The 13892-nt window shown below is 39.5% G+C and carries 14 protein-coding genes; 5 read left to right on the forward strand and 9 right to left on the reverse strand.

The features are described from left to right. Positions 1–63: 63 nt before the first annotated feature. Together purN and purM are read right to left on the reverse strand one after the other, a co-directional pair. Positions 64–693, reverse strand: coding sequence for a phosphoribosylglycinamide formyltransferase (gene purN, locus LZZ98_RS01200; protein WP_237786307.1), 630 nt, complete (start codon positions 691–693; stop codon positions 64–66). Between the two features lie 9 nt (positions 694–702). Beyond that, on the reverse strand, positions 703–1770 hold the full coding sequence (gene purM / locus LZZ98_RS01205; protein ID WP_237786308.1) for a phosphoribosylformylglycinamidine cyclo-ligase: 1068 nt from the start codon (positions 1768–1770) through the stop codon (positions 703–705). A gap of 134 nt (positions 1771–1904) precedes the next feature. Between purM and cxpE the strand changes: the two genes are divergently transcribed. The 4 genes from cxpE to LZZ98_RS01225 all read left to right on the forward strand — a co-directional run bounded on the left by cxpE (position 1905) and on the right by LZZ98_RS01225 (position 8201). Beyond that, complete coding sequence (gene cxpE / locus LZZ98_RS01210; protein ID WP_237786309.1) at positions 1905–3131, forward strand: chloramphenicol efflux transporter CxpE; 1227 nt, start codon at positions 1905–1907, stop codon at positions 3129–3131. Positions 3132–3140: 9 nt separating this feature from the next. Next, the gene (gene hda, locus LZZ98_RS01215) at positions 3141–3845 is read left to right on the forward strand and encodes a DnaA regulatory inactivator Hda (protein ID WP_237786310.1); all 705 of its coding nucleotides are present in this window, start codon (positions 3141–3143) and stop codon (positions 3843–3845) included. A 119-nt stretch (positions 3846–3964) separates the two neighbouring features. Beyond that, on the forward strand, positions 3965–5779 hold the full coding sequence (rbtA, locus tag LZZ98_RS01220; RefSeq protein WP_237786311.1) for a rhombotarget A: 1815 nt from the start codon (positions 3965–3967) through the stop codon (positions 5777–5779). 10 nt (positions 5780–5789) lie between these two features. Then, complete coding sequence (locus tag LZZ98_RS01225; RefSeq protein ID WP_237786312.1) at positions 5790–8201, forward strand: CSLREA domain-containing protein; 2412 nt, start codon at positions 5790–5792, stop codon at positions 8199–8201. 60 nt (positions 8202–8261) lie between these two features. Here the strand turns inward: LZZ98_RS01225 and LZZ98_RS01230 are convergent, their stop codons facing one another. The 5 genes from LZZ98_RS01230 to LZZ98_RS01250 form a co-directional block, all read right to left on the reverse strand. Then, the gene (locus LZZ98_RS01230; RefSeq protein ID WP_086175614.1) at positions 8262–8666 is read right to left on the reverse strand and encodes a DUF3106 domain-containing protein; all 405 of its coding nucleotides are present in this window, start codon (positions 8664–8666) and stop codon (positions 8262–8264) included. Further along, positions 8656–8976, reverse strand: a complete 321-nt coding sequence (locus LZZ98_RS01235; protein WP_237786313.1) for a hypothetical protein — start codon at positions 8974–8976, stop codon at positions 8656–8658. The genes LZZ98_RS01230 and LZZ98_RS01235 overlap by 11 nt, the downstream gene beginning before the upstream one ends. Beyond that, entirely contained in the window at positions 8973–9587 is a 615-nt protein-coding gene (locus tag LZZ98_RS01240) for an RNA polymerase sigma factor (RefSeq protein WP_237786314.1), read from the reverse strand. The genes LZZ98_RS01235 and LZZ98_RS01240 overlap by 4 nt, the downstream gene beginning before the upstream one ends. Positions 9588–9753: 166 nt before the next feature. Continuing rightward, positions 9754–10530, reverse strand: coding sequence for a TrmH family RNA methyltransferase (locus LZZ98_RS01245; RefSeq protein WP_237786315.1), 777 nt, complete (start codon positions 10528–10530; stop codon positions 9754–9756). 54 nt (positions 10531–10584) lie between these two features. Then, complete coding sequence (locus tag LZZ98_RS01250; protein WP_086175610.1) at positions 10585–11559, reverse strand: class 1 fructose-bisphosphatase; 975 nt, start codon at positions 11557–11559, stop codon at positions 10585–10587. A gap of 186 nt (positions 11560–11745) precedes the next feature. On the opposite strand from LZZ98_RS01250, the gene LZZ98_RS01255 reads away from it, so the two are divergent. After that, positions 11746–11940 carry an NF038105 family protein gene (locus LZZ98_RS01255; RefSeq protein WP_237786316.1) on the forward strand — a complete coding sequence of 65 codons (195 nt, stop codon included), beginning with the start codon at positions 11746–11748 and terminating at the stop codon, positions 11938–11940. 39 nt (positions 11941–11979) lie between these two features. Here the strand turns inward: LZZ98_RS01255 and pal are convergent, their stop codons facing one another. Both pal and tolB read right to left on the reverse strand, forming a co-directional pair. After that, a complete protein-coding gene (gene pal / locus LZZ98_RS01260) occupies positions 11980–12549 on the reverse strand; it encodes a peptidoglycan-associated lipoprotein Pal (protein WP_086175608.1) in 570 nt (189 codons plus the stop codon). Between the two features lie 47 nt (positions 12550–12596). Next, positions 12597–13880, reverse strand: a complete 1284-nt coding sequence (gene tolB, locus LZZ98_RS01265; RefSeq protein WP_237786391.1) for a Tol-Pal system beta propeller repeat protein TolB — start codon at positions 13878–13880, stop codon at positions 12597–12599. Between the last annotated feature and the right edge of the window lie 12 nt (positions 13881–13892).

Below are 13892 nucleotides of genomic sequence, written 5' to 3' on the forward strand. Positions count from 1 at the left end.
AAATTGAAGCAATAAAAAACGCATCCGAGGATGCGTTTTTTATGAGATAAGAATCTTTAAAACTTACAGTTTACAGAATTGTACCGGTTCTTTCATTGCCTGACCGTGATACAGCACACCTTGCGCAGTATGCTGAATTGCTCCAGTACAAATCCATTCCACCACTTGTGGATAGATCACATGCTCAAGCACATGCACACGATTTGCTAAAGAAACCGCATTATCATGCAAATTCACCTTCAGCACACCTTGCGCCAATGCCTGACCTGCATCCAGTTCAGCAGTAACATAGTGAACCGTACAGCCATGCAGCACATCACCTGTGTTGAGTACACGTTGATGGGTATGCATGCCTTTATAGTAAGGCAGTAGAGAAGGGTGAATATTGAGCATTTTCCCTTCCCAGGCTTTGACAAACTTGGCACTTAAGATGCGCATGAAGCCTGCAAGAATCACCAGATCAACATCCCAATCCAGCAATTGTTGATGCATCACATCATCAAAGGCTTCACGATTTGGATATTGCTTATGTTCAATAACCGCAGTTTGAATCCCGGCTTTTGCAGCACGTTCCAAAGCATAAGCTTCAGGTTTATTGGAAATAACACCGACAATTTGACCTGAAAGATTGGCATCAATCAGGGCTTGCAGGTTACTTCCACTTCCTGAAACAAGGACAGCAATTTTAATCATGCGAAGTACTTATGCAAAAACCACACGGATTTTTTCGTCTGCACCTTCCACTGATTCAGCATTTTCTTGGATATGACCAATTTTCCAAGCTTTTTCGCCTTGAGCAGTTAAAACTTCAATGGTTTTTTCAGCATCCGTAGCGTCGACAGCAATGACCATGCCTACACCACAGTTGAATGCACGATACATCTCGAACTGTTCAACACCACCTTCTTTTTGAAGAAGTTTAAACAATTCTGGCCATTGCCATGAAGATTCGTTAATTACAGCTTGAGCACCATTTGGAAGTACGCGAGGTAAGTTACCTGGTAAACCCCCACCAGTGATGTGCGCCATGGCATGAACATCAACTTCTTTAAGCAATTCAAGAATAGATTTAACATAAATACGTGTTGGTTCCATTGCAGTGTCTGCTAATGGTCGACCATCCACAATTTGTGTTAAATCAACATTTTTTACATCAAAGATTTTACGAAGTAGAGAGTATCCGTTTGAATGAGCACCTGATGAAGCAACTCCAATCAAAACATCTCCAGCTTTAACTTTAGAGCCATCAATAATCTTGCTTTGCTCAACAACACCTACACAAAAGCCTGCTAGGTCATAGTCTTCGCCTTCATACATGCCTGGCATTTCAGCAGTTTCACCACCGACTAATGCACAGCCTGCAAGCTCACAACCTTTACCAATACCAGTCACTACGTTTGCTGCTACGTCAACATTCAGATGACCAGTTGCATAGTAATCAAGGAAGAATAATGGTTCAGCACCACATACAATAAGATCGTTGACACACATTGCAACTAGGTCCTGACCAATTGTGTCATGACGGTTCAAATTCAATGCCAAACGTAATTTTGTACCAACACCATCTGTGCCAGATACGAGAACAGGTTCTTCATAACCTTTAGGGATTTTACAAAGTGCACCGAAACCGCCTAGTCCGCCCATGACTTCAGGGCGAGAAGTACGTTTTGCGACAGATTTGATACGATCGACGAGTAAGTCGCCCGCCTCAATGTCGACACCTGCATCTTTATAGCTTAAACCAGTGTTAGGGGAAGTTGAGTTGCTCATAATGAAGTCTCCGCATTCGCGCCGCGATTATACCCGAATATACGAAACTCTTATGTTATTTATGCGCTAAAATGCTATCTTTATTAAAATATTTTACTGTCTAGAACAAATAAACCGAAAAAAGGCGAGTTTCTATGGTCGACCGCACTTCACGACGCATTTTTATACTTGCAGCAATCGCATTTATCCTTTGGGTTCTGTATTTGCTTAAACCGGTGGTATTGCCTTTCATAGGGGCATTTTTAATTGCTTATTTATTCAGTCCATTGGTGGATAAATTACATAAAATTGGCTTGCCAAGATGGCTAGCAATTAGTGTGGTTTTTATAGGGATTGGGGTCGTAGTGACTTGGGCAATGTGGTATCTGGCTCCATTGGTCTGGAAACAGCTGATGTATGCTAAAACCAGCATTCCCGCAGGCATTCACTGGGTGAACTATACCGTCCTGCCTTGGTTGTCTCATACATTTAACCTCGCACCGATGGAAATCGATACCGAGCAGATGTCCTCAGCAATTATGGACTATATTCAAACCAATTATAGCGCAGACAGTGTTCAAGCACTGGTTCTAAAAGTCGCCCAGTCTGGTCTGAATTTTATTCAAATTGGTGGAACCATCATATTAATTCCAATCATTGCCTTTTATTTTTTGCTGGATTGGGACCGTATGCTGGACAGTTTTCGCAGATTGATTCCCCGCCCATATGAAAAGGCAACCTTAAATATTGTAAGTGAATGTCACAGTGTTTTAGGTGCTTTTGTCAAAGGTCAATTTCTAGTGATGCTTTTGCTTGGCGTGGTCTATGCAGGGGGCTTGCAAATGATTGGACTTGAAGTTGGTCTGATTATAGGCATGGTTGCAGGTCTAGCCAGTATTATTCCTTATCTGGGTTTTGCTGTGGGTATTATTGCGGCAGTTATTGCGACAATGTTCCAATTTGGACTGGACTGGATGCAATTGCTCTTGGTCGGTGTAGTATTTATGATCGGTCAGGCTGTTGAAGGGTATATTCTGCAACCTTTCTTATTGGGCGATAAAATTGGTCTGTCTCCTGTTGCTGTGGTGTTTGCTGTATTGGCTGGTGCCCAGCTTGCGGGTTTTTTGGGCATGTTGATTGCTTTGCCAGTAGCCGCCATCATTGTGGTGCTGTTGCGTCATGCGCGTGAATGTTATGAAAAGAGTCGTATTTATGGGCAACCTCAAGTGGTGATACAGAATGCAGATATCGGATCGGTTTCAATTGAAAGCGGGCAGATGAATGTTGATGTAGAGCTACAAGATCAGCCTGTAAAAAATCTGCAAGATGCTGAAAAATCGAGTAAGATTGGATTGATAGATAATAAAGAATCTGAAGGTTAAAGCTCATATATGCGTCAACTGCAATTAGATATTGAACCTCAACTGGATGCCAGAATCAGCGATTTTTCTGGGCCGGGATGGGGACATGTTATTGATGCAGTTCGACAATTACATGCGGGTTTAATGAACCGCTTTTATGTATATGGTGGTGCAGGATCTGGCAAGAGCCATTTACTTTCTGCTATTTGTGATTCTTATCTGGAAATTGGTAAGTCGGCAATTCAGGTTTCACTGCTTGAATTGCTGGATGCACCCACTGAAGCGATTACTTCATTAGATCAATATGATCTGGTGGCATTAGATGATATTGAAGCGATTAGTGGTGTTCCACATTGGCAAAAAGCAGTCTTTCATTTAATTAATTACAATAATGAAGGAGGTGGGCAGCTGGTCTTTTCCTCCCGTTTGGCACCGATTGAATTAAAACTTGAACTACCAGATTTACAGTCACGTTTGACCCAGGCAGTCAGCGTTAAGGTGCCAACGGGAAGTTTATATGCTGACCGCTATGCACTGGTCACCTCAGTATTATCACGCCGGGGCATTCATATAGATCAACAAATTATCGATTATTTACTGGTGCATGGGCCTCATCAGACTTCTATTTTATTGCAAACTTTAGAACAACTGATTCAACTGTTAAAAGGTGAGAAGACCAAAATTAGTCATGCAAATTTGAGACAAATTTATGCCTTGATTGATGAATATCGGTAAACAATAAAAAATCTTGAGTAATTATTCAAGCTGTGACAAAGTACAGCAAAATAGTTCGATGTTGCAGGGAATGTGCAACTTAAGAATAAAAATATATAAAAGAATACAAGGAGAAAGGTATGCTCAAACGGAGCATAGGTATAGGGATGTTATGCGTTGCAGGACATGCTTATAGTGCCGATATTATCGTGAATACTACAGAAGATATTACCAAAGATGACAAGGAATGCTCATTACGTGAAGCAATAGAATACGTTAATCGGGGAATGCCTAAGGAAGGTTATAATGGTTGTGGTGGGGAAAATTCTACCTCATCAATTCTTTTGGAAAAGAAAGCTAATTATAAAATTACTTCAAAGTTAACTATTAAAGCCGAATTAACAATTAAAACCACTTATGAAACGAATGTGAATGAAGATGCTATTCCGGGTTTAAATAATGCAACTATTCATATGACTGGGAAAGATCAAATCTTTTATATAGATGATGCCGATGCTGAGAAAAGATTTACTGTTAATTTAAAAGAAGTAAATTTAGCAGGTTGTACTGACCAAAATTGTGCTCAAAATGGCGGTTTAATTTATAACAATGAAAGCTTGTACTTAGATTATGTCAAATTATCAGGTGGTTATGCTGAACAAGGTGGTGCGATTTATAATGTAGCTATAAATACTGCTCATCCAGCATTTGCCAGTTATATAGAAATCAGTAATAGTTTAATCGTAAACAATCACGCAGATGAAGGTGGAATCATTTACAGTCAAAAGCCTGGGTTTAAAATTATGAACACAGTCTTTTCCGGGAATGAAACACGTTCTAATACTTCTGCGAATATTTATTCAGCTCAGCAACTTGAAGATGCAGAAATTGCTGCATTTCCATTAGTTAAATACACTATATCAAACAGTACTTTTTTTAAGAATATAGGTACTGTGGCGAATGTAATTGATGGTATGGGATTAAATAACTTAACGATTGTCGCAAATACTGCTGGTTTAATATTTAATGCATCGCGAGAAAAAGCTTATTTAAGTAATAGTATCCTTTTAGGAAACCCATACCCGGTTACTGGGGTGCGTTCAGACTGTCGTTTTAATAATGATCATAGTTTTTTATTAAATAATGTTGTTTCCCAAGATTGTGGTAGTGGGGCAGCAAATTATCAGAATGAATTTTGGACAGGTACTCAATTATTTGCAGGAAATGACATAGAAGGAAATTGTTTATCATTGAAAGATGATGATCAGTCAATTTTATGTCCATATAAACAGTCTGAAAATAGTTTCCTGGGTTATTTCCGTCCACGTATTTTACTTTCCTATTCAAGTCTTGCTAATTCTTTAATCGTGAATAAAGGGCGAGCACGAGTAACAAGTTCAGATGTATATATCGGATGCGAAGGTTCTGATCAACGTGGTAAAAGCAGAGATGTAGAAGCAGAAAATTGCGATCGTGGTGCTATTGAAATTGTTGTACCCGCCACAATTGGTTTGGTAGGTAAAGATTTGTTGATTGGGCAAGTTGCTAAAATTTCTATTGCCGATATGTTGGGAGATAGTGATCCTATACCCAAAGAAGAATGTGACAAAATTTACCCGGAAAATCAAACTGGTGAGCCATGGAAAGATGGATGTTTAATGATTGTGCAAACACAGACTCCTTCTAAAGGAAAACTGACCATTGATTTGGAGGGGAATCTGGTATATACCCCAAATGGTGCATGGCGTGGTGCTGATATTTTCACGATTCGAGTTGTAACTTCCTCTACTCGCTTTAATAAAAGTAAACCTTATATGGAAGTAAATGTACAAATTGTGCAGGAAGCTGAAAATAACATGGAAGATAAATCAGTTAAAACTTCCGGCGGTTCATTTGGGATTTTTAGCGTAATAGCGGTCTTGGGTTTATTTGGATTGCGTCGCTTTAAAAAATAAGGATATAGCCATGAAAAATTATAAGAAAGGATTACTATGCGTAATGGTTTTGTCTGCGATGCCATTAATTGCAGCAGAGAATAAGACAATTTATGTGAATACATTTGATGATGAAGATAATATAAACTCTGATAAATGTTCATTGCGTGAGGCAGTTCAAGCTGCAAGTTTAAATAAAGCTTATGGTGGTTGTAGTGCTGGAAACACACTAAATGGTCAAAAAGATATTATTCAACTAGAAGCTGGAGAATATAAATTAGAAAAAGAAATTAGTCCCACAAGCCAAATCATTATACAAGGAAAATCTCCAGCAGATTGGGGTAAAAAGAGTCCTTTAACAAATGATTATCCACTTATGGGGAAATTAGTAAGTAAAATTAGTGGGCAAAATAAGACCCGTCTCTTTAATACGTTAGGAAGTGAATCTGCATTAACACTTCTGGATGTAGAGCTAACAAAAGGCTATTCTAAAGGGGATGGGGGAGCTTTATATGTGGCTGGTCCATTATTTATGGATAATAGTGCAATTACAGCATCTAAATCAGAAAAAAGTGGTGGGGCAGTTTATTTTGTTGCGCAAAATTCTGAAAAGTCTCTATCACTTAATCACACTTTAGTAGAAGGAAATAACGCTATTACTGGCAGTGTTCTGGCTATGGACTGTACAGCAAATTTAATTAAAACCAAAGCTAATATCAGTATTACCAATAGCAGTATTGTCAAAAATGGAAATTTGAATAATAGTTCAAGTACTTTAGATTTTTGTGGTTATGTTGTGGCAAATTTAAGTGCAAATACTATCGCAAAAAATATTGCTAGTAGTAGCAATAGCTCAATTATTAATAATGTAGACTCTACTGGGCATCCTTTAAGCTCATTATCCTCTTTGATTTTAAACAGTAATACGATAGTAGAAAACACAGCAAATAATATATTGTATTATGATGAAAATGGTAATAAAAATTTAAATTTTAATGTACTTGCTTATAATGTGGGAGAGTCTTGTAGTTATACAAGTGCTAAAAATATAGCTCTAAATAATATAGATATGACTGCAGTTAATAATGCAGTAGAATTAGATGGAGTGAGTAAATGTACTTTACCTGATCCGGCTAGCAATAATGTAAGCACAAGAAATATTGCCAATAATATAGATGTTTCAAACATTAGTATGACTTCAATATTATCAAGTTATCAGGAAGGTTCAGACTATAATTTGTATTTACCGTTATATTATCCAAAAGATAATAAAACAAATACTGATCTAGTGGATGTTTCAGCAACAGGGTGTAGTGAAGTTGATCAAAGAGCAATTGAACGTGTTACTAGTTCAACTTTAGTATTTAATCCTACGTTAACCAATAGCTGTGATATTGGTTCTGTAGAAATGATGCATCTTACTGCAGCCGATATTGGAGATTTAATTAATAGTTCTGCTGTGATTACTATTAATGCTTTGCAAGCAGATTATGATCAATTAAAAGCATTGGTGAATAATAAAGATACTAATCCTGATTATTTAACGATGTATAACGATGATTTAAATAAGGCAGAAAACCTGCTTAAATATACAAAACAATATCAGGAATATCGTACTATTTATGTTGATCCTTTTAAGCTTGCACTACCAGATGAAGTAGAAGTTACCGGGGCTGGTGCTAGACAACTTAAAGCCCTAAATAGTGATAATTATGAAATAACTGCAGAAGCTCAAGGGGTAGGTGACCTTAATGGCTCACAAAGTGGTATAGATTTATCAAGTATTAAAGTTGATACAAATTTAAAATGTGAATGGAAGCCAGACCTAAAAAGAATCATTATGTACCGTTTAGATGGTAAAGAAACTGTAGCTTCAAAGGCAGAATATTGTAAGTATACGATTCTAAATAAAGCAACAGGTATTTCATCTTCAGGGATTTTACAGGCACGCTTTACTAACATTGCACCTATTGCAAATGATGATACTTATTCTATTAGTCCAAGTTCTAACTTAGAAATTACTGTTAATCCTTTGGAAAATGATAGCGATGATGGAGATGGTTCAACAACTCATTTATCAACTGCTAAAAAATCATTTTATTCTGATAAAGAAATTGGTGAAATTCCGATTCATATTGAGAAATTACCAGCAGGCTTAACCTTAACTGCAGAACGACAAGGTCCTTGTCCTGGTAGTCATGCTGGCGAGATATGTTATGGTGGAAAATTACATTTCGCAGTTAAAAATAATTTAAGTCGATTTGATTATCCGGTGACTTATAAAATATATGATGCTGAGGAACTGGGATCAAATACTGCTACTATCTTTTTGATGAACACTGCTGAAAATACCAATACATCATCAGGTGGTGGTTCATTTGGAATTTATGGGATATTTGTTCTAGCAAGCTTAGGTTTATATCGACGTTATCGAATGAAATAATAAAAAGCCGCTGATTTCAGCGGCTTTTTTATGAGTTTAATCTTTTTCAATAATATCAAATTAATGATGGGTTACAGTTTGGGGTAAATATTTACTGATATATTCAGCGCGAATCAGAGGTCGTTCTTCGGGTGTTGCCTTTTGCATACGGATACCCAACTCTTTACGTTCTTGGCTGCTCATTTTTTGCCAGGTTTCACGCATTTTTTGTTTTTCTTGCTCTGGAAGCTGGGTAAACCAATCCATACGTTGCTGTAGGGTTGTGCCTTGTGCTTCAGGTATTTCTTTGAGTGATTGGTAGCGTTGAATAAGTGCGCGCTGTTCACTATCCGATAATGTATCCCAGGTTTCTGCTATTTGTGTGTCGGCATCTTTGGAAAAAATCCAAAAACGTTCGAAGCCAGCAAAGCTGGTTTGTAAAAATCCGAGAGCACAAAAAGCAAATGCTAATTTTTTAGCTGCCATGTGGAACCTTATCCTCACCTAAAACCATGAGCATCTCCAAATCTTCAACCATTTGCGGAGAGAGTTTCGGAGTCACCACAACCTGATTTTGAGGTTTTGTTGCCATTTCAATGGAATCTGGGAACACCACGAATCCTGCAATTGCAGCGGCAAGAGCAAAACCTGACATTTTCCAAAGTCCATAACGGGATGTTTCTCGCGCTTGAATTTCTTCAATCACATGATTCATCACAGCAGGTTTGGCTTTGTGATGTTGTGCGAGTCCATCGAGTTTGGAAGTAACTTGTTTTAAGAAATCATCTTGCTTCATTCTGATGACCCTCCACGATATGGATTCAAATGTGCTAAAGAAGCTCGGAGACCTTGAATAGCACGGTGATAATGGGTTTTTACACTCCCTTCACTGCATTCCATAATTTGTGCAGTCGTGTGTGTATCAAAACCTTCCCAAGCACGCAGCATAAAAGCTTGTTGCTGACGAACAGGAAGCTGAGCGATAGCTTCCTGTATTTCTTCGGCAGTTACGGCTTGATCAAGAAAATCGAATGGACTAGGTGTATTTTCATCAACAATATCATTCAGTTCGATATCGTCATCATCTAGGCTTACCTTTTTAAAAAAAGAAAAAGGTTGTGCTCGACGGGCTTCTTTTCTGCGCCAGTCTTGCAGTTTATGATTCAAAATGGTGTAAAACAGGGGATACCACTCATCGGTCGACTTATCGGCATATGCCTTATGCAAGGAAATAAATGCTTCCTGCACGAGATCCATTGCAATGCCTTGTTGACCTTGGGTTGCACTCTCCATCATGACTAAAGCACGTCCAGTCACATCCTGCATAAAAATTTTCAGGCGTTGTTCAGCCGTACTCTTCAGAGTACTCAAATTTTCCGACTTAGACTGTCTCGGTGCTGAATCCATAGAGATGGAAAATCCTGTCATTGGATACCCACCATTATTTCCATATTCATATACCTATAACGCTGGAAATAATGGTTTGGTTGACAAAAAAATTATTATTTTTCTAGTGTAATCTATTTTTAAACATTGACGAGGGATGTTTAAAATAAAGTAACGAATGAGACGTTTATAAACGTTGACGAACCATTTCAAAGAAGCAGACAGAACCGGCAATGGCAACGTTTAGAGACTCTTGTCCACCAGGTTGGGGAATCGAAACTGCCTGTGCATGTGCAAGGGCGTATTCAGAAACACCTTGACCTTCATTGCCTAAAATCCAGACACAAGATTGGGTTAAATCCTTGGAATATAAGCTCTCTGATTCATGTGAACTGGTAACGTAAACAGGAATCTTGAATTGATCCAAAATATCTTCAAGTGTCACATTTTCATAAGTGTGCAAAGAAAAATGTGCACCCATTCCGGCACGCAGTACCCGTGGCGACCACAGTGAAGCTGAACCTTTGGTACAGACAATTTGCTGAATACCTGCTGCAGCTGCAGAGCGGAGCAAAGTGCCGACATTGCCCGGATCTTGGATATTTTCCAGAATCAAGGTGTCAGCCGTGAAATCGAGGGCATGGCGTGAACTGGGTAAATCGACAATGGCAAGACATGCAAGGGTAGTACCCAAGGTACTTAAATCCTTGTACAAGGATTCACTAATGACAAAGATTGCGCCCTGATATTGTTCAGCAATCAGATCAAAATCAGGATGGTTTAAAGCCTGTTCGGTGGTAAAAATAGATTTGATTTTTCTATCTTCTGCTAACCAGGCCAAACACAAATGGGTACCTTCAAGTACGGTTTGACCTTGTTTTTTACGATATGAATTTTGCTCAATTAAGCCGCGTAAATGCTTAATTTTAGGATTATCTTTTGATTCTAGAAAAATAGTAGGCATGGGAGATCAAATCCACGGAAGCAAGTCATGAGGACTTACTTCCGCTATAAAAAATTAATTATGGTAGTGCGTTACGAGGTCAACTTCATTTTTAGAACCAATCACCACAGGTACACGTTGATGAAGTTCAGTCGGCTGAATCTCTAGAATACGTACACGACCAGTTGTAGATGCGCCGCCTGCCTGTTCCATCAGCATACTCATCGGATTCGCTTCATACATTAAGCGTAAACGGCCGGCTTTTTTCGGATCTTTAGTGTCATATGGGTACATAAAGATACCGCTACGGCAAAGAATGCGGTGGATATCACCCACCATACAAGCCACCCAACGCATGTTAAAGTCTTTTTCACGCGGGCCTGTTTTACCTGCAAGTAATTCTTCGATATAACGTTTTACCGGTGCTTCCCAGTGACGTTGATTCGATGCATTGATGGCATACTCTTTAGTATCGGCAGCTACAGTAATCGCATCTTTAGTGAGCAAGAATTCTTTGGTTTCAGGGTCGAAAGTAAAGAATACAACGCCAGCACCGACAGTAAGTGCCATCATGGTTGAGGGGCCATAGAGTACATAACCTGCTGCAACCTGGTTGGTACCTGCTTGCAAGAAGTCTTCAGCTTGTGTTACTGCATGTTTTGCAGGAAGAATTGAGAAAATAGTACCTACACACATGTTGATGTCGATGTTGCTAGAACCATCCAATGGATCAAACAATACAAGATATTTACCATTTTCTTGCGCAGGCGTGAATTCATCCAATTCTTCAGATGCTAAACCGCCAACTTCAGCATGTACTTTTAACGCATCAATTAAATAATCATTTGAAATAACGTCAAGTTTCTTTTGTTCTTCACCTTGAACATTTTCGTGTTGTGCACTACCTAGAACGCCAGCTAAAGCACCTTTTTGCAATAATTGATCGATGTCCTTACATGTATTACCAATCGTTTCAATAACTTGAGCCAGTTCAGGGGTTAGATTCCCGTTTTGTTGTTGTAAATATTGGGAAAGGCTGAGGTATGACATGACAGGAAAACTCCAATTAAAAAATGATAAAAAATTATCAAAAGAATATGGGCAACCATTTTAGATGAGAACGCAGCAAAAGAACAATTAAACTCGACTATTTGTCGCGATTTTACTCTTGTAAGTTCTGTAAAAAATGCTATGTTGAGGTCTATAGGTTATGGAAAACGTGATAGGAGCACAGTTATGACAACGCAAAAGTTTGATGCGACTCCAACGCCAAATGAAGCTATGAATTTAGAAGATATTTCTGCCGAAAAAGTGAAAGAAGCCTGGAAAGGTTATGAAGCGAAAGCGGAATATAAAAAATTCAACAAGCATGATTTGATAGAATCTATGCAAAGCCCGAAACAAGATTCCGAAGAATCTGAAAAAGCTTAAAAAAAGCGCTCAAAATAGAGCGCTTTTTTTTGGAACCCCTTATTTTAATAAGGGAGGAACTGCTTCGTAGTTAAGTTCTACACGACGGTTCTCTTTCCATGCATTCTCATCATGACCTGCATTAATTGGCATTTCCTTACCATAGCTCACTGCTTCTAATTGAGTTGCAGCGACACCGTTGGTAATGAGGAAGCTTTCTACCGCTTTGGCGCGACGTTCACCCAAAGCCATGTTGTATTCGCGTGTTCCACGTTCATCGGTATGGCCAGTTAAAGCCACTTTAGAATTGGCATTGGCGACAAGGAATTGTGCATGTGCCTGAAGGGTTTGATAGTCGTCGTTTGACAGTTCGCTACTGTCATAGTCAAAGTGAACCACACGTTTCGCTAAAAATGCTTTATTTGCCGCAGTAACACCTTTAGATGACGCACCTGCCAGGTTTTGTGCATTCAAGGCTGCATCTTCACTTAGACCTTCAGTACTGACGGTAGTGGCTCCGCTCGGATTTTGTCCTGCCTGAATTTCAGCAGCAGGCTTGCGGCTGGCACATCCAGTCATCACCAATGCTGTAGCAAGAACAGGAAGGACCAATAATTGAACTGCTTTCATCTTTATCTCCATGATTATCATTACTTTAGATTAATAAAATTAAATTGTTATTTTGGTGCCCAAGCCGGTTCGCGAACCTCGCCCTGTTCACTTGGCAAGTTCATGCGGAAACGGCCATCCAGTGACATGATGGACAATAAGCCACGGTTGCCTTCACGTGTGGCATAGACCACCATCTGACCATTTGGCGAGAAACTTGGTGACTCATCCAGACTGGTCGGGGTGAGGATATTGGTAATGCCGGTATTGATGTCCTGAATGGCAACCTTGTAGTTACTACCGCTTGGACGATGTACCAGTGCAACTTTTTTACCATCAGCACTTAAGGTACCACGTGCATTGAATGCACCGCGGAAAGTCAGGCGTTTACTGGTGCTATTTGCAAAATTATAGCTATAAATTTGCGGTGAGCCGCCTCGGTCTGAGGTAAAAATAAAGGATTTACCATCTGGAGCGTAACGTGCTTCGGTATCGATCGCACTGTCATTGGTCATACGTTGTAGTTCACGCGTATCCAGGTTCATCTGATAAATTTCTGGATTGCCATGCAGGGAAGCAGTAAACAGCATGCTCTTGCCATCCGGCGAGAAACTTGGTGCACCATTCAAACCACGGAAGCTCGCCAGTTTTTCACGTTTTCCAGTCGCCAAGTCTTGTACATAAATGGCTGGGCGTTTGGTTTCAAATGAAACGTAGGCAATTTTTTTGGCATCTGGTGTCCAGGCCGGTGACAAGATCGGATCACGAGAGGTCAAAATAGTTTTTGGCTGTTCACCATCGGTATCGGCAATTTGCAAGGTATAGCGCTGTTCAGGGGTTGCCGGGTTGCGCAGTACATAGGCAATACGTCCGCTAAAGTCCCCCATAATACCCGTTAATGCCTGATAAATTGCATCACTAATCATGTGTCCAGCTTGGCGGATACGTGACGCAGGGACAGTCAATAATTCATTTAATAGATACTGCTGTTTTTCGATATCGTAGAGCTGGTAATGAACTTCAAAACTACCATTGTCGGTAGTTTTTACCGTACCGGTCACCACATAAGGTACACCGGCAGATTTCCAGGCTTCGGCATTTGGATTATTCATACTCGCTGTTGCAGGGAGATTCTTGGAAGCGCTGGAAAATTTGCCGGAACGGTTCAGGTCATTTTCGACAATAGGATAGATGCTTTGATCATTATTAAACGGAATAATGGCAATTTTTGGTGCTTCTTCTGGTGCTTTAGCAATTTCCAAATGCAATTGTGCATAAGACTGTGTCGCTAAAACTGGGCTTAAAGCTGTTAAAACGGTTAGGCAAAGTAGATGTTTACGCGTCATTTCCATCATCCGCTACGT

The sequence above is a fragment of the Acinetobacter sp. SM34 genome, assembly GCF_022012365.1.
In the GTDB taxonomy this organism is placed as follows: Bacteria; Pseudomonadota; Gammaproteobacteria; order Pseudomonadales; family Moraxellaceae; genus Acinetobacter.

Coding starts and splice junctions, on each gene's coding strand:
- purN (WP_237786307.1), bottom strand. CDS start 693: ATGATTAAAATTGCTGTCCTTGTTTCAGGAAGTGGAAGTAACCTGCAA.
- purM (WP_237786308.1), bottom strand. CDS start 1,770: ATGAGCAACTCAACTTCCCCTAACACTGGTTTAAGCTATAAAGATGCA.
- cxpE (WP_237786309.1), top strand. CDS start 1,905: ATGGTCGACCGCACTTCACGACGCATTTTTATACTTGCAGCAATCGCA.
- hda (WP_237786310.1), top strand. CDS start 3,141: ATGCGTCAACTGCAATTAGATATTGAACCTCAACTGGATGCCAGAATC.
- rbtA (WP_237786311.1), top strand. CDS start 3,965: ATGCTCAAACGGAGCATAGGTATAGGGATGTTATGCGTTGCAGGACAT.
- LZZ98_RS01225 (WP_237786312.1), top strand. CDS start 5,790: ATGAAAAATTATAAGAAAGGATTACTATGCGTAATGGTTTTGTCTGCG.
- LZZ98_RS01230 (WP_086175614.1), bottom strand. CDS start 8,666: ATGGCAGCTAAAAAATTAGCATTTGCTTTTTGTGCTCTCGGATTTTTA.
- LZZ98_RS01235 (WP_237786313.1), bottom strand. CDS start 8,976: ATGAAGCAAGATGATTTCTTAAAACAAGTTACTTCCAAACTCGATGGA.
- LZZ98_RS01240 (WP_237786314.1), bottom strand. CDS start 9,587: ATGGATTCAGCACCGAGACAGTCTAAGTCGGAAAATTTGAGTACTCTG.
- LZZ98_RS01245 (WP_237786315.1), bottom strand. CDS start 10,530: ATGCCTACTATTTTTCTAGAATCAAAAGATAATCCTAAAATTAAGCAT.
- LZZ98_RS01250 (WP_086175610.1), bottom strand. CDS start 11,559: ATGTCATACCTCAGCCTTTCCCAATATTTACAACAACAAAACGGGAAT.
- LZZ98_RS01255 (WP_237786316.1), top strand. CDS start 11,746: ATGACAACGCAAAAGTTTGATGCGACTCCAACGCCAAATGAAGCTATG.
- pal (WP_086175608.1), bottom strand. CDS start 12,549: ATGAAAGCAGTTCAATTATTGGTCCTTCCTGTTCTTGCTACAGCATTG.
- tolB (WP_237786391.1), bottom strand. CDS start 13,880: ATGGAAATGACGCGTAAACATCTACTTTGCCTAACCGTTTTAACAGCT.